The sequence below is a fragment of the Chryseobacterium sp. NG-CE01 genome, assembly GCF_055695505.1.
The window spans coordinates 2,269,369-2,283,627 of sequence record NZ_CM146369.1; the positions used below are offsets into that span (position 1 = coordinate 2,269,369).

Consider the following 14,259-nt stretch of genomic DNA (forward strand, 5'->3'; position numbering starts at 1 on the left):
AAATAAAGTCAACATAAAAATAAACTAATAAACAGAATGAAGTATTTTAAGAAATACTTCATTTTTGCAATATAGATATGAACAACGTATTACTTCCGGTATTTTATTTACCGCCGATCTCATGGTTTTCAGTATTTCTTAATCCTGAAAACGAAATTTTATGTGAACAGTTTGAAAGTTTTCCGAAGCAGACTTACAGGAACAGAGCCAATATTTACGGGGCAAACGGTAAACTATCGTTAATTATTCCTATTGCTCATAACGGCAAAAGAGAATTTAAAGATATCGAAATCTCTTACCGTGAAAACTGGCAGAATCTTCATTGGAAGTCCATTAAGACAGCTTACCAAAGTTCTCCTTATTTCGAATTTTATGAAGACAAGCTGAAGAAAATTTTTGATATTAAAGAAAAGAACCTGCTGGATTTTAACCTGAAAGCACTCGAAATCATTCAGCAGATCCTTAAAACAGAAAAGGCATACTCTTTGAATACAGAATACATCAAAAATCCGATGGAGATTAATTTCAGGGAAAAGTTTTCAGCAAAAGATCCTTCAGAATTTGAGATGGAAGAATATTATCAGACGTTTTCTGATAAGCTAGGTTTCTTGAAAGATCTGTCAATTTTAGATCTTATCTGTAACAAAGGACCCGAATCTCTTACTTATATTAAAAATATTAAACAATCATACTAACATGAAAAAGATATTATTAGCCGCTGTTTTTTTTGCGGGATTCGGCTTCTCGCATGCGCAGGAAGCTAAAGCGGACTCTGATCCAATGAAAGATAAGGATCTTATGACATGGTATCATAAAGATTTTGCTGCTACAAAAGTTTATGGAGTTAATACAAACAATGCTTATAAATATTTAGAATCCAAAGGTCTTAAACCTAAAACGGTTGTAGTGGGAGTTTTAGACAGTGGAGTTCAGGTAGATCATCCGGGATTGGTGAAAAATATCTGGACAAATCCTAATGAAGTTCCGGGCAACGGAAAAGATGACGACGGAAACGGATATATCGATGATGTTCACGGATGGAATTTCATCGGTGGAAAAAACGGCGATATTGATGTTGATAATATGGAAGTAACCCGTGTGGTTGCCAAATATAAGCCAATTTTTGAAGGTGATGATTCTACAAAAAACAAGGCAAATCAGGCAAAAATGCCGGAAGAATTTGCAATGTATATGAAATCAAAAGATCTTTTTGCTAAAAAAAGTATTGAGGCGAAACAAGGGGCTCAAACTTATACAATGATTAACGAGCTGATCCCGAATATGGTGAAGCTATTAAATGGCAAAAATGTAACACCTGAGAATGTAGCTGCCATCAAACCTTCTGAGCAGAAAGATGCTATCGCTGCGCAGATTTTGGCTCAGGTTGCTCAAAGCCCTGAATTCAAAGGGAAAACTGCTGCTGAATTTGAAAAGACAATGAGAGAGCAAATGAAAGAAGCTCTTGATGAAGTAGGTCCTCAGGCGAAACAATACGATCTTACTTATGATCCAAGAAAAGAAATTGTAGGCGATAACTATGACGATTATTCTGAGAAAAACTACGGCAATAATCATTATGAAGGACCTGATGCAATGCACGGAACACACGTTGCAGGAATTATTGCAGGACTTCCCAACGGATCTGAAATACAATATGGTATAGCTTCGAAAGTTGCTAAAATCATGTCGGTAAGAACGGTTCCTAACGGCGATGAAAGAGATAAGGATGTCGCCAATGCCATCCGATATGCAGTGGATAACGGTGCTAAAGTTCTAAATATGAGCTTCGGAAAACCGGTTTCTCCCGGAAAAAATGTAGTCTGGGATGCTTTTAAATATGCCCAGGATAAAGGTGTTTTATTAGTTAAAGCGGCAGGTAATGAAAATGAAGATGTTGCGGAACACCTTGCATATCCTACAAATTTCAAAAATGCGACAGACGAAAAACCTTTTGTCGATAACGTTTTAGTAGTAGGAGCAAGCACCAATGATAATGATGCGTTAAGAGCTGGTTTTTCCAATTACAATAAAAAGATGGTAAACGTATTTGCACCAGGTCAGGAAATTTATTCTACAGTTCCTCACAGTGAGTACAAATACCTTCAGGGAACATCCATGGCATCTCCGGTAGTGGCCGGAGCAGCAGCGGTTTTATTAGCTTATATGCCTAAGCTTACGCCTGCTCAGATTATTGAATCTTTAGTTAAATCAAGCAACCCGAGTACTACAAATGAGTTTGGCACTTACTCGCAAGCAGGAGGAGTTATCGACCTGAAAAAAGCTGCGGAGTATGCATATTCTAATTTCTATAACGGGAAATCAGGTTCATCTAAAAAAGCTACAAAATCCGTAAAAAAGACTGTTAAAAAATAGTTTATCTGCTTGTATTTAAGCCGTAATCATATAAAGTCCGAAATTTTCGGACTTTTTTTATTGCTATTTTATATTTTTGGCACGGTTTTTTGTAACTTTATTTTAACAAAAATAATAAACTACAATATGAAAAAGTTACTATTTGCAGGGATGCTGGGAGCTACAGTTTTTGCAGTATCTTGTTCCGGAGTTAAAAATGCGAAGACAGCACAAAATCAAAGATCAGAATTTCTTAAAATGAAAGGAGACTGGCAGATTGTCAGCGTAAACTATGATAAACAGTTCAAGGTAAAACCATTTGACGATGGCATGGATGCTCAATGTTTCGTGGGAAGCCACTGGAGATTGATTCCTAATAACTGGACTGGTGCTTATACTGTTAACGGTGGAGGAACTTGTGGAGCAGGCTTTACACAGCCGATTAAAATCGATGTGGTAAGCGGAAATACTTTTAACTTTAAAAAGATCGCCGAAGGGACTAAAGCAAAACAAAATACTGCAGGATATACCCTAACCCTTACCAATCAGACTACAGATCAGTTTTCACTGGAACAGAATATTCCTTTAGACGGAGAAAATATAAAAGTAGTCTATAATTTTGAAAGAACCGGAATGAAATAATCATGACCCCGGAATTAAATAATTAACATTAAAATTAAAAAGAAATGAAATTTACAAAAACATATATAGGAGGTCTTTTTTTATCATCAGCTTTATTGCTTACAAGCTGTGAAGCCGTAAAAAACTCTAATCATCAGCAAAGAGGTACTGCAGTAGGTGTAGCATCAGGAGCTGTGATAGGTGGGATTTTAGGAAACAATGTAGGAAGAGGAGGAAATGGAGCAATTGGTGCAGTTCTAGGTGGCGTGATCGGTGGTGTAGCCGGTAATGTCATTGGTTCTAAAATGGATAAGCAGGCCAGAGAGATTAAAGAAACGTTACCGGGAGCTCAGGTTGAAAGAGTAGGAGACGGTATTAAAATTACCTTAAATGAAAGTATCGTAAACTTTGATTTTGATTCTTCTGCGCTTACAGCTACTGCTAAAACTAATCTTGATAAACTGGCAGAAGTGCTTGTCAATAATCCGGATACCAACATCAATATTTATGGACATACCGACAGCAAAGGTTCCGATTCTTACAATATGTCACTTTCCGAAAGAAGAGCAAATTCTGTAAAATCTTATTTAATGGGAAAAGGAATTGCTTCCGGCAGATTATTTGCTAAGGGAGAAGGTGAGGCAATGCCAGTAGCTTCGAATGATACGGATGCGGGAAGAGCAAAAAACAGAAGAGTTGAGTTTGCGATCACTGCCAATGAGAAAATGATCAACGACGCACAGAACGGACAATAGTAATTACATATAAATATTTTCTTTAATAACCGCTTTTGCGGTTATTTTTGTATTTTTATGGTGGTCTTCTGTAAAATTATTATTTTTGTATTTGAAATAACATAAATGAAGAAATATTTGAAACTGCTCCGTATAGAGCAATGGGTAAAAAACCTGTTTGTTTTTGTTCCGTTATTTTTCTCCGGCAATATTAAAAACATCGATTTACTTTCCAAAAGTATTGTCGCTTTTATCATTTTCTCTCTTGCAGCAAGCGCAGTTTATATTCTGAATGATTATAATGACATTGAAGCAGACAGTAAGCATCCTGAAAAAAGAAGAAGGCCTCTCGCCAGTGGTGCTGTTTCAAAATCAAAGGCAATAGCTATTTTTATAGGACTTATTGCAGCAGATGTCGCACTTGTATTTCTTGCACAGGCATATTTTCAGGAAAATCTATGGAAATTTGCCACCATCATCGGTGCTTATTTCGTGATGAATATTGCGTATACTTTCAGGCTGAAGCATGTTCCTATTATTGATATTTCCATTATTGCACTGGGTTTTGTACTCAGGGTTTTAGCGGGAGGCTACACCACCGGAATCAGCATTTCACAATGGGCTATTTTACTGACTTTCGTTCTTGCTTTAGTACTGGCTATCGGAAAAAGAAGAGGAGAGCTTATCAATGCACAGGTTTCAGGTAAAACAAGAAAAGCTTTGGACGGATACAATGTTCAGTTTGCAGACATTGCACTTTCCATTTCTGTTACTCTGGCTATTGTTTGTTACTTAATGTTTACCCTTTCCCCTGAAGTACAGGCGAGGTTTCATCAGCGGGTTTTTTATACGGTGATTTTTGTTGTTTTTGCTTTTTTAAGATATTTACAGCAGACACTGGTTTACAACAGAACAGAATCTCCAACCAAGATTGTATATCGTGACAGATACATTCAGGTTACACTATTATTGTGGGTCGCTGCATTTTTAATTCAAATTTATTTTAAAAAATGAAACTGAATTTTATACAGAAAGTGACCAATTGGGGAAATTACCCTATTGTGGAAAAGGAAATGCGGTCTGAAGACAGCTTTCAAAAAATAAAAGAGTTTGTACTTACCCACAATGAAGTGATCGCAAGAGGCAACGGAAGATGCTACGGAGATGCTTCACTGGGAGAACATATATTTTCAACCAAAAAGCTTAATAAATTTATAAGCTTTGACCGATTGAACGGAACTATTGAATGCGAATCCGGGGTCTTGCTTTCTGATGTCCTCGAAATTGCGGTACCGCAGGGGTATTTCCTGTATGTAACTCCCGGAACGAAATTTGTCTCGGTGGGTGGGGCAATTGCTTCAGATATTCACGGTAAAAATCATCATACCGAAGGATGTTTTTCAGAATATGTCATTGAATTTAAATTAATGATTGAAACGGGTGAGATCATCACCTGCTCCCGGCAGGAAAATTCAGAAAAATTCTGGGCAACGATCGGAGGAATGGGACTCACAGGAATTATTCTTACGGCAAAGTTCAGACTTAAAAATATTCAGACAGCTTACATTCGTCAGGAGAGCATTAAAGCAGAAAATCTCGATGAAATTTTCAGGCTTTTCGAAGAAAGCGAAAGCTGGACGTACAATGTTGCCTGGATCGACTGTCTCCAGAAAGGCAAAAACATAGGAAGAAGTATCCTCATGAGAGGAGAACATGCTTTCCAGCACGAATTGCCTCAAAAATTCAGAGATCAGCCTCTCAGACTGAAAAAAAAGTTTGAACCCAAAGTCCCTTTTTACTTTCCGGGATTTGTTTTAAATGCTTTTACTGTTAAGATTTTTAATTATTTTTACTTTAAGAAACAGTCGAAAAAAGAAGTAACGGATTTTATCGATTACGAAACCTTTTTTTATCCGCTTGATTTTGTAAAAGACTGGAATAAAATCTACGGAAAATCCGGATTTATTCAATACCAGATGATGATCCCGAAAGAGAAAGGCAAAGAAGGAATGAGAAAAATCCTTGAAACAATCGCCAATAGTGGAAACGGTTCTTTTCTGGCCGTTTTAAAACTGTATGGGAAAGAAAATCCTGAAGCCTACAATTCTTTTCCTTTTGAAGGATATTCTCTTGCCTTGGATTTTAAGGTAAATTCAAAACTAAAGAAACTTATTGACAGGCTTGATGATATTGTAGAAGAGTACAACGGAAAGATTTATCTTACCAAAGACAGCATGAGCAGATCATCGCTTACCAATTACTTAAAAAATGTTCAGAGTTCAAAGTTTGTGTCATTACAGCACAAAAGAATCATAAATAATAGTTAGCCGGATGATTGTTTTAGGAAGTACATCGGAAGTAGCACAGGCATTTGTAGAAGAAGCTCTGAAGCAGGGAGAAAAATTTGAAAAAATTTATCTCATCACCTCAAACGTAGAAACAACCGAAAGATTTGCAAGGCATATTGATGTGAAATTTCTTCAGCAGGCCGAAGTTATCGAACTTGATCTGATGAAAGAAACAGACTACAGCAGATTCGAGCGCGTTAATTCAAACCTATTGTTTTGTGCTACAGGATATTTAGGAGACGGTACGGAAGAAGGGTTGTATGATAATAAAAACACAGAAAAGATTATCGACATCAACTATGCGAGACTGGTTCCGGTCCTCAATTATTTTGTACAGAAATTTGAAAGCAGGAGATCAGGAACCATTATTGGGCTTTCATCCGTTGCAGGAGATCGCGGACGGCAAAGTAATTTTATCTACGGAAGTGCGAAGGCAGCCTTTACGGCTTATCTGAGCGGTCTCCGGAATTATCTTTCAGATAAAAAAGTTCACGTCCTTACCGTAAAACCTGGTTTTATGGCTACGAAAATGACAGAAGGACTTCCTTTGAATCCAAAACTGACGGCGAGCCCGAGCCAGGCTGCGGAACATATTTTCCAGGCATATAAGAGGAAAAAAAACGTGGTGTATGTACTGCCAATATGGGGATTAATTATGCTTATCATCAGAAGTATTCCTGAATTTATATTTAAAAAGCTGAAGCTCTAATTTATATATTTAAGAACATTTAAATTTATTTACTAAATAGTCCTAAAAATATCTTTCCGACATTTGCGTTAATATAGATTAAAGAAAAATCAATGAAGAAATTGTATTGTTTTGATTTCGACGGGACCCTTACGTACAAAGACACCATGTTTATGTACCTGCGGTTTTACGACCCTGTAAAATTCAGATTACAGTTTCTGAAACATATTCCGCTTTTTGTTTTACTTAAATTAAAACTTGCAGACGCCGAAAAGGTGAAGAAAAGCTTTATCGGTTCTATTCTTAAAGGCCAGACACAGGAAAAAATAGAAAAGAAATCCAGACAGTTTTTTGAGCACTGTTATCCCAAAATTATTCGGGAGAATGCATTGGATTTTATTCAGAATATTGACAGGGAAAACACCGAAAGCCTTTTGGTTACCGCTTCGCTCGATATCTGGGCAAAACCCTTTGCTGAAGCATTCCAAATGCAGCTAGTAGCAACAAAAGCAGAATTTAAAAACGGAATTTTTACCGGTAACTTTGTAGGCAGAAACTGCAACGGAAAAGAAAAACTCATCCGTATACAGGCAGAAACCATCAACCGTAAATATGATAAAATCATTGCTTTCGGAGATACCTCGGGAGACAGACCTATGCTTCAATGGGCAAATGAAGGTCATTATCAATTTTTTCACTAATTTTGGGAAATGAAATTCAGGATGAAGATTTGGCTTTCACAGCTGAAAAATAAATCTTTATGCTGTGTTTTTCGGTAATAAACTGATTCCGTAGAAATAAAATCTTCAAAGTAAAATGAATAAAATATACTTAGATAACGCTGCCACAACGCCTCTTGCAGAAGAAGTTATCGATGCAATGGTTGATACCATGAAAATGAATTTCGGAAATCCGTCTTCAACGCACAGTTTTGGGCAGGAAGCTAAAATTCTTATCGAGAACGTAAGAAGACAGGTTGCAGAATATCTTCACGTAACCCCGGCCGAGATCATATTTACCTCTTGCGGTACCGAATCCAATAACATGATTATCAAATCTGCTGTTGAACATCTTGGAGTACAGAGGATTATAAGTTCGCCTCTGGAACATAAATGTGTTTCTGAAAGTATTCTGGATATGAAAAGCAGAAAAGGGGTAGAAGTAAACTATATACGTCCTGACGGAAAAGGAGACATTGATCTGGCAAAACTGGAAGAACTGCTGAAATCTTCAGATAAAAAAACACTGGTTAGCCTGATGCATGCCAATAATGAAATCGGAAATCTCACGGATATTAAAAAGGTAGCAGAGCTTTGTAAGGCTAATAATGCACTTTTTCATTCCGATACGGTACAGACTATGGCTCATATGAAGTTGGATTTTTCTGATATTCAGGTTGATTTTGCATCTTGCAGCGCTCATAAATTTCACGGGCCGAAAGGAGTAGGCTTTGCTTTTATCAGAAAATCAAGCGGATTAAAAGGAATTATTACCGGAGGTCCTCAGGAAAGAAGCCTACGGGCAGGAACTGAAAATGTGGCGGGAATTGTAGGTTTAGGTAAAGCCCTTGAACTTTCTCTAAATCACCTTGAAGAATATGCGCTTCACATGCAGAATATTAAAGAATATGCGGTAAAAACGCTTACAGAAGCTGTTCCCGGTATTAAGTTCAATGGCAGAAGTTCGGAAAAATACGCAAGTTTATATACGGTTTTAAGCGCTTTGCTTCCCTATAAAAATCCTTTGATCGGTCTTCAGCTGGATATGAAAGGCATAGCCATTTCCCAAGGCAGCGCATGTTCTTCCGGAGCTTCAAAACCCTCAATGGTAATGATGATGGTTTTATCTGAAGATGAGATGGATCACTGTACACCTTTGCGTATCTCATTCAGCCATATGACTACTACACAAGATATAGATGCTCTGGCCGATGCTCTGCACGAAATTTCTAAAGATTTTGTTATAGAAAATACAAATGTTGAGCATAGATAGCTATATTGCTTAAATGGCGTAATTTTGGGTATCAGTTTACAGTAAACAAGAATATAATATTAATTAAATAAAAGAAATTAAAATGGCTTTAGAAATTACAGACAGCTCATTTCAGGAAACGGTTTTAAAATCAGATAAGCCGGTATTGGTAGACTTCTGGGCAGTATGGTGCGGGCCTTGCAGAACGCTGGGACCAATCATCGAGGAAGTTGCTACAGACTTTGAAGGAAAAGCAGTAGTAGGAAAAGTAGACGTAGACAACAATCAGGAAATTTCAATGCAATATGGTATCAGAAATATCCCTACGGTTCTTATTTTTAAGAATGGTGAAGTGGTTGACAAATTAGTTGGTGTAGCTCCAAAACATGTAATCGCTGAAAAACTAAGCGCACACTTATAAAATAATAAGTTTGATAATGAATGCCTTCCACTCTTGGGAGGCTTTTTTTTCTAAAATAATTTGCAGGTAAGGAAAAAAGTTGTAGTTTTGCAATCACAAAAAAGAAACAACGTTCTTTAAAAAATTGATCCGGTAGTTCAGCTGGTTAGAATGCCGCCCTGTCACGGCGGAGGTCGCGGGTTCGAGTCCCGTCCGGATCGCAGAAGTTTTATCAATTTCTTTAAAAAATTGATCCGGTAGTTCAGTTGGTTAGAATGCCGCCCTGTCACGGCGGAGGTCGCGGGTTCGAGTCCCGTCCGGATCGCAGAAGTTTTATCAGTTTCTTTAAAAAATTGATCCGGTAGTTCAGCTGGTTAGAATGCCGCCCTGTCACGGCGGAGGTCGCGGGTTCGAGTCCCGTCCGGATCGCAGCAATTGTAAAGTCATCAATTAATTTGATGACTTTTTTTATTTATATCCGTACACTAATTTTAAACATAGAACAACTGCCTAATTTTGAACAGCAATCTTAAAGTTTTTCTATTATATTTGTGGTATCTAAACAGAACAAATGATGAAAAACAGAAATTCCGGTTTAGCGCCCGAAGAGTGGGTGGATGCATTTGCCGATTTTCTTTACAGCTATGCCATAACCAGAGTAAATTCCAAAGAAGATGCAGAAGATATTGTACAGGATACTTTTTTGGCAGCCTTTAAAAATGCCGCAACGTTTGAAGAAAGATCGTCGGTGAAGACATGGCTTACCAGCATTCTGAAAAATAAAATCATCGATTATTACAGGAAAAAAAGCAACAGCAGCCAAAGCTACGATGCTTATCTGGATGAAACGGAAGATTCATTCGAAAATGCCTTTTTCAATCAGGGGAATTATGGCAGATGGAAACAGGATATTAATAAAAATTATCTGTCGGAGAGTACTGATGATTATATTTTAAGCAAAGAATTCTATAAAATAATGGATCTGTGCCTGCAGAAATTGCCATCAAAACTAAGGCCGGTCTTTGTTGCCAATTACATGCTGGATGAAGATGCTGAAAAAATTTGTAAGGAATTCAATATTACGTCGTCTAATTACTGGGTGCTTCTTTTTCGGGCTAAAACACTCCTGAGAAGCTGTCTTGAAAAAAATGAAATTACTTTGTAACGTATGGAATTTATCAACAACCTTTTACACAACTGCGAAGAGACTTCTCTTAACATTGTCAAATCTGAAGAAACTTCTTTGTCTGTTTCCGAATGGCTGAAGATGAAGTTTCATATCGCTTTCTGCAAATGCTGCAGAAATTTCGGAAAACAGACAAAGGTGATGGATAAAGCGCTGCACCATCACTTTCATGCAGATTTTTCGGAAAAAGCAACTAAAGCATCACCGGAATTGAAGGACAGAATAAAAGAAAATTTAAAAAAATTGTAAACTGATGTAAGGAATACGATTTTGTTTCGTCTAAGCTTAAAAATTAAAAAAAGCAATGAAAACAAAATTCTTAATTCCTGTTCTGCTGTTTATAAGTAGTTTAGGCTTTGCACAATCAGCAAAGAATATCAACCAACAAAACGGAGTAGCCAACTACGGTTATGATGTGGTAAGTTATTTTTCGGGAAGTCCTCAGCAGGGTTCATCTAAAAATTCCGTAAAATACCAGGATACTGAATACTATTTTGCAAATCCCGGAAACAAAGCTAAATTTCAGAAAGAGCCCGGGAAATATCTGCCGCAGTATGGGGGATATTGTGCTTTTGCTATGGGAGATTACGGGGAGAAAGTTGATATTAATCCTAAAACCTACAAAATAACAAATGGCAAACTGTATCTTTTTTATAATAAATTCTTCAACAATACACTGACCAGCTGGAACAAAGATGAAAAGAATCTTATCATAAAAGCAGATAAGAACTGGAAAAAATTTACAACAAAATAAACAAATGATGAAAAAAATTATCCTAATTCTTGCAGCAGGCTTTTTTCTTCAAAGCTGTGTAAGAGAAAACACTTCCACAGAAGATCTTATGGAAATGGCGCCGGAAAACGCAAAGCTTATTTCCTCCGGAGAATTTATGAAAGGACCGTACGGAAACAATATTGGCGGTAAGGCAGAGATTTATGAAAAAGACGGTGTTTATACACTGGCTTTTGATAAAGATTTTTCAGTAAGCAACGGACCGGATCTTTATGTATATGTAAGTACTGAGCAACAGCCCAACAATTTTATTTCACTGGGAAAACTAAAATCGGTGAATGGAGGTCAGGTGTATACTTTTGCAACCAAACCTGATTTAGATAATTATAAATACGCTGTAGTACACTGTCAGCAATACAATCATATGTTCTCATACGCATTACTTCAAAAAAATTAAACATGAAAAAAATTGTAAACTGGGTATTCAGGTTAGTGCCCGTAATCATTATGCTGCAAACACTTTATTTTAAATTTTCGGCGGCACCTGAATCCGTATATATATTCTCAAAAATAGGCATGGAACCTTACGGAAGAATAGGAATCGGGATTTTAGAGCTTATTGCTTCCATTCTTATTTTAATACCGCGAACAACTGTTTACGGAGCGGGCCTGGGATTAGGACTGATGCTGGGTGCTATTAAATTTCATGTGACAGAATTAGGCATCAATGTGCAGCATGACGGCGGAAAACTTTTTTATCTGGCCGTAACAGTAGCTGTATTTTGTACATTGTTAATTATACTTCATAGAAAACAGATTTTATCAATATTTTCTAAAAATAAAATGGCTGTCACCAAATGATAAAAAGTATTGAAAATAATCTTTATGAATTGTCACAGATATTGAGTCCTGTTTCAGTTCAGTTATATACAAGAGAAAGCAAATATCTTTTTGGAAGCTCGATAGGACAACACGTAAGGCATATTCTTGAAATGTATGAAGTGCTGCTGGCCGGCTATTCTTCCGGAAGATTTTCCTTCGAAAACAGAAAAAGAAATCAGACCCTTGAAGAAAGTGTGAGAGAAATGCTCTGTACTGTTGAAAAAGTCGCTGCTGAAATCGATAAAAAAGATAAAGAGCTGATTTGCATACTGCACGATCATGCAAACAACGAACAGGAACTTAAAACGACCTATTTTCGTGAATTGCTGTATTGTTTTGAACATGGAATTCATCATCAGGCACTAATTAAAGTGGCGCTTAAAGAATTTGAATGGGAAAATATACCGGAAAATTTCGGCGTGGCGCCTTCAACGATTAAATTCAGACTTGCATGTGCACAGTAAGCTACTTTAAAACTAAAGACGTCATCATCTTTACCTCAAACAGGGACGAAAAAAAAGACCGTGAGAAAGCCATATTTCCAAATATTCTGGCGCTGGAGAATGATCATGTCCTGTATTTTCCTAAAGATAAGAAAGCATCAGGAACATGGTTTGCCGCTGATGAAAAAGGAAATGCAGCCATTCTTCTAAACGGGGCTTTTAAAAAACACACAAGCAATCCGCCATATAAAAAAAGCAGAGGAATCGTACTTTTGGATATTGTTAAAAGCAGGAATTTTTTGCAGGCTTTCCGGGAATATGACTTGTCGGGAATAGAACCTTTTCAGTTATTGGTTTTCTTTGATAGAAAATTAATGCGACTGCTTTGGGACGGAACAGTTAAACATGAAATTTTCTTAAATCAGAATGAAAGCCATCTGCTTTCTTCCAAAACATTATACAATGACAATATTGAACATGACAGGGAAAAAGATTTCAGAAGATTTCAGATTAATAGAAATATAGAATCCGGGGAAATACTTAATTTTCACAAAAGACATAAGATAGAAAAAGAGCCTGAAATAGATTTATCAATAAAAGAAGAATTTCTTACCGTAAGTATCACACAGCTCATTATTAAACAAGATAAGATTCACTTTGCATATCACGATCTTACAGAAAACACAATACAACATAAAAAAATTGAAAAGAGAAGCTTTGTTTAAGTTACGATACAAATGGTACCGGCTTACTCACTGGGAATTCTGGCCCATGTGGGCTGTATATCTTCCGTGTATCTTCTATTATTTTTGGATCAGTCTGAAGTCCCGTTCTTTCGGTTTTTTTAAAGCGGTGAATCCAGCAATCGTTCATGGAGGAATGACGCTGGAAGATAAACATTTCGTCAATCAGCTTTTACCGCAAAGGTACAGGGCGAAATCTTTCCTTGTAACAAGCGGGACAACTCATGATGCACTTGAAAATATTATTAAGGAAAATGAGTTGAATTACCCTGTTATTTTAAAACCTAACAATGGATGCAGAGGTAGAAATGTCGAATTAATAAGAACCCGGGAAAATGGAAAAAGATATCTTCGGGATTATGGAAATGAAGATTTACTTTTGGAAGAATATATTGATTTTCCGAATGAAATTGGAGTGTTCTACATCAGATTTCCTCATGAGAAAAAAGGTTTTATCAGCGGCATTGTAGAAAAAAAGGGCATCATGGTTACAGGAGATGGCAGGCAAACTTTAAAGGAGCTTATAAAATATAATCTCCGGTATCATGCATTTTATTCCGAAATTTTTCTTGACGGTGAGCGTAACGGAAACTGTATTCCCAACGAAAATGAACAATTACTCGTAAGCAGTATCGGGAATCACGCCAGAGGTGCGACTTTTTACGATGCATCATGCAAAATATCATCAAAGTTAACGGAATTGTTTAATGAAATCTGCTCATCGGTAAAAGGGTTTCATTACGGACGATTTGATGTAAAATTTAATACGTGGGAAGAACTTGAAAAAGGAGAAAATTTTAAAATTATAGAATTAAACGGAGCAGCATCTGAACCTACTTTTATCTATGATCCCGGACACTCTTATTTTTTCGCGGTAAAAGAAATTATGAAGCACTGGGATTATATGTATAGAATTGCAAAGTTTAACAAAAAAAGGGGCCATCATTTTACCAATATTGAAGAATGCTGGAAAATACTAAAAGAGTTTAATCCGTTTCTGACATCATAAAAGGCTGAATATTCCTGAAAGAATGATGGCTGTGCATCTTTAATAAAAGACATGGAGATATTTTTCGTAAAGGCTCCGTTTTTTTACGGTATTTTATATCCGGATTTTTATTATTCGGATTTAGGTCTGATATTTGTACTGAATAGCAA

At 36.7% G+C, this 14,259-nt stretch carries 18 protein-coding genes and 3 tRNA genes; all 21 read left to right on the plus strand.

Features of this window, described 5'->3' with window-relative positions; translation table 11 throughout:
- Positions 1–77 precede the first annotated feature (77 nt).
- The 21 genes from ACYT6F_RS10800 (at position 78) to ACYT6F_RS10900 (ending at position 14,110) form a co-directional block, all read left to right on the plus strand.
- Complete coding sequence (locus ACYT6F_RS10800; RefSeq protein ID WP_472597686.1) at positions 78–695, plus strand: WbqC family protein; 618 nt, start codon at positions 78–80, stop codon at positions 693–695.
- Position 696: 1 nt separating this feature from the next.
- A complete protein-coding gene (locus ACYT6F_RS10805) occupies positions 697–2,373 on the plus strand; it encodes a S8 family serine peptidase (RefSeq protein WP_472597687.1) in 1,677 nt (558 codons plus the stop codon).
- Between the two features lie 126 nt (positions 2,374–2,499).
- Positions 2,500–2,994 (plus strand): hypothetical protein, encoded by a 495-nt coding sequence (locus ACYT6F_RS10810; RefSeq protein WP_472597688.1) that lies wholly within the window; start codon positions 2,500–2,502, stop codon positions 2,992–2,994.
- Positions 2,995–3,038: 44 nt separating this feature from the next.
- Entirely contained in the window at positions 3,039–3,728 is a 690-nt protein-coding gene (locus ACYT6F_RS10815; RefSeq protein WP_472597689.1) for a YiaD family glycine zipper/OmpA-like lipoprotein, read from the plus strand.
- 105 nt (positions 3,729–3,833) lie between these two features.
- Positions 3,834–4,721 (plus strand): decaprenyl-phosphate phosphoribosyltransferase, encoded by an 888-nt coding sequence (locus ACYT6F_RS10820; RefSeq protein WP_472597690.1) that lies wholly within the window; start codon positions 3,834–3,836, stop codon positions 4,719–4,721.
- Positions 4,718–6,034 (plus strand): FAD-binding oxidoreductase, encoded by a 1,317-nt coding sequence (locus ACYT6F_RS10825; RefSeq protein WP_472597691.1) that lies wholly within the window; start codon positions 4,718–4,720, stop codon positions 6,032–6,034. Before ACYT6F_RS10820 ends, ACYT6F_RS10825 begins: the two co-directional genes overlap by 4 nt.
- 4 nt (positions 6,035–6,038) lie before the next feature.
- The gene (locus ACYT6F_RS10830; protein ID WP_472597692.1) at positions 6,039–6,764 is read left to right on the plus strand and encodes an SDR family NAD(P)-dependent oxidoreductase; all 726 of its coding nucleotides are present in this window, start codon (positions 6,039–6,041) and stop codon (positions 6,762–6,764) included.
- A 92-nt stretch (positions 6,765–6,856) separates the two neighbouring features.
- Positions 6,857–7,444 (plus strand): HAD family hydrolase, encoded by a 588-nt coding sequence (locus ACYT6F_RS10835; protein ID WP_472597693.1) that lies wholly within the window; start codon positions 6,857–6,859, stop codon positions 7,442–7,444.
- Between the two features lie 115 nt (positions 7,445–7,559).
- The gene (locus tag ACYT6F_RS10840) at positions 7,560–8,735 is read left to right on the plus strand and encodes a cysteine desulfurase family protein (RefSeq protein ID WP_472597694.1); all 1,176 of its coding nucleotides are present in this window, start codon (positions 7,560–7,562) and stop codon (positions 8,733–8,735) included.
- Between the two features lie 82 nt (positions 8,736–8,817).
- On the plus strand, positions 8,818–9,135 hold the full coding sequence (trxA, locus tag ACYT6F_RS10845; RefSeq protein WP_472597695.1) for a thioredoxin: 318 nt from the start codon (positions 8,818–8,820) through the stop codon (positions 9,133–9,135).
- Between the two features lie 126 nt (positions 9,136–9,261).
- Positions 9,262–9,335 (plus strand) — tRNA-Asp (locus tag ACYT6F_RS10850).
- A 30-nt stretch (positions 9,336–9,365) separates the two neighbouring features.
- Positions 9,366–9,439 (plus strand) — tRNA-Asp (locus ACYT6F_RS10855).
- Between the two features lie 30 nt (positions 9,440–9,469).
- Positions 9,470–9,543: transfer RNA gene (locus tag ACYT6F_RS10860), tRNA-Asp, on the plus strand.
- Positions 9,544–9,685: 142 nt separating this feature from the next.
- A complete protein-coding gene (locus ACYT6F_RS10865; protein ID WP_472597696.1) occupies positions 9,686–10,279 on the plus strand; it encodes a sigma-70 family RNA polymerase sigma factor in 594 nt (197 codons plus the stop codon).
- Between the two features lie 3 nt (positions 10,280–10,282).
- Entirely contained in the window at positions 10,283–10,549 is a 267-nt protein-coding gene (locus ACYT6F_RS10870) for a hypothetical protein (RefSeq protein ID WP_472597697.1), read from the plus strand.
- 55 nt (positions 10,550–10,604) lie between these two features.
- On the plus strand, positions 10,605–11,054 hold the full coding sequence (locus ACYT6F_RS10875; protein ID WP_472597698.1) for a YHS domain-containing (seleno)protein: 450 nt from the start codon (positions 10,605–10,607) through the stop codon (positions 11,052–11,054).
- A 4-nt stretch (positions 11,055–11,058) separates the two neighbouring features.
- Positions 11,059–11,490: a DM13 domain-containing protein gene (locus ACYT6F_RS10880; RefSeq protein WP_472597699.1), complete on the plus strand. Its 432-nt coding sequence runs from the start codon at positions 11,059–11,061 to the stop codon at positions 11,488–11,490.
- Positions 11,491–11,492: 2 nt separating this feature from the next.
- Positions 11,493–11,894, plus strand: a complete 402-nt coding sequence (locus ACYT6F_RS10885; RefSeq protein WP_472597700.1) for a DoxX family protein — start codon at positions 11,493–11,495, stop codon at positions 11,892–11,894.
- Positions 11,891–12,379: a DinB family protein gene (locus tag ACYT6F_RS10890; protein ID WP_472597701.1), complete on the plus strand. Its 489-nt coding sequence runs from the start codon at positions 11,891–11,893 to the stop codon at positions 12,377–12,379. Before ACYT6F_RS10885 ends, ACYT6F_RS10890 begins: the two co-directional genes overlap by 4 nt.
- Positions 12,367–13,083, plus strand: coding sequence for an NRDE family protein (locus ACYT6F_RS10895; protein WP_472597702.1), 717 nt, complete (start codon positions 12,367–12,369; stop codon positions 13,081–13,083). Before ACYT6F_RS10890 ends, ACYT6F_RS10895 begins: the two co-directional genes overlap by 13 nt.
- Positions 13,076–14,110 carry a D-alanine--D-alanine ligase gene (locus ACYT6F_RS10900; protein WP_472597703.1) on the plus strand — a complete coding sequence of 345 codons (1,035 nt, stop codon included), beginning with the start codon at positions 13,076–13,078 and terminating at the stop codon, positions 14,108–14,110. Before ACYT6F_RS10895 ends, ACYT6F_RS10900 begins: the two co-directional genes overlap by 8 nt.
- The last annotated feature ends 149 nt before the right edge of the window (positions 14,111–14,259 follow it).

What these genes read in the sequence shown, in the direction of transcription:
- ACYT6F_RS10800 (WP_472597686.1), top strand. Translation starts at nt 78, where the DNA reads ATGAACAACGTATTACTTCCGGTATTTTATTTACCGCCGATCTCATGG.
- ACYT6F_RS10805 (WP_472597687.1), top strand. Translation starts at nt 697, where the DNA reads ATGAAAAAGATATTATTAGCCGCTGTTTTTTTTGCGGGATTCGGCTTC.
- ACYT6F_RS10810 (WP_472597688.1), top strand. Translation starts at nt 2,500, where the DNA reads ATGAAAAAGTTACTATTTGCAGGGATGCTGGGAGCTACAGTTTTTGCA.
- ACYT6F_RS10815 (WP_472597689.1), top strand. Translation starts at nt 3,039, where the DNA reads ATGAAATTTACAAAAACATATATAGGAGGTCTTTTTTTATCATCAGCT.
- ACYT6F_RS10820 (WP_472597690.1), top strand. Translation starts at nt 3,834, where the DNA reads ATGAAGAAATATTTGAAACTGCTCCGTATAGAGCAATGGGTAAAAAAC.
- ACYT6F_RS10825 (WP_472597691.1), top strand. Translation starts at nt 4,718, where the DNA reads ATGAAACTGAATTTTATACAGAAAGTGACCAATTGGGGAAATTACCCT.
- ACYT6F_RS10830 (WP_472597692.1), top strand. Translation starts at nt 6,039, where the DNA reads ATGATTGTTTTAGGAAGTACATCGGAAGTAGCACAGGCATTTGTAGAA.
- ACYT6F_RS10835 (WP_472597693.1), top strand. Translation starts at nt 6,857, where the DNA reads ATGAAGAAATTGTATTGTTTTGATTTCGACGGGACCCTTACGTACAAA.
- ACYT6F_RS10840 (WP_472597694.1), top strand. Translation starts at nt 7,560, where the DNA reads ATGAATAAAATATACTTAGATAACGCTGCCACAACGCCTCTTGCAGAA.
- trxA (WP_472597695.1), top strand. Translation starts at nt 8,818, where the DNA reads ATGGCTTTAGAAATTACAGACAGCTCATTTCAGGAAACGGTTTTAAAA.
- ACYT6F_RS10865 (WP_472597696.1), top strand. Translation starts at nt 9,686, where the DNA reads ATGATGAAAAACAGAAATTCCGGTTTAGCGCCCGAAGAGTGGGTGGAT.
- ACYT6F_RS10870 (WP_472597697.1), top strand. Translation starts at nt 10,283, where the DNA reads ATGGAATTTATCAACAACCTTTTACACAACTGCGAAGAGACTTCTCTT.
- ACYT6F_RS10875 (WP_472597698.1), top strand. Translation starts at nt 10,605, where the DNA reads ATGAAAACAAAATTCTTAATTCCTGTTCTGCTGTTTATAAGTAGTTTA.
- ACYT6F_RS10880 (WP_472597699.1), top strand. Translation starts at nt 11,059, where the DNA reads ATGATGAAAAAAATTATCCTAATTCTTGCAGCAGGCTTTTTTCTTCAA.
- ACYT6F_RS10885 (WP_472597700.1), top strand. Translation starts at nt 11,493, where the DNA reads ATGAAAAAAATTGTAAACTGGGTATTCAGGTTAGTGCCCGTAATCATT.
- ACYT6F_RS10890 (WP_472597701.1), top strand. Translation starts at nt 11,891, where the DNA reads ATGATAAAAAGTATTGAAAATAATCTTTATGAATTGTCACAGATATTG.
- ACYT6F_RS10895 (WP_472597702.1), top strand. Translation starts at nt 12,367, where the DNA reads ATGTGCACAGTAAGCTACTTTAAAACTAAAGACGTCATCATCTTTACC.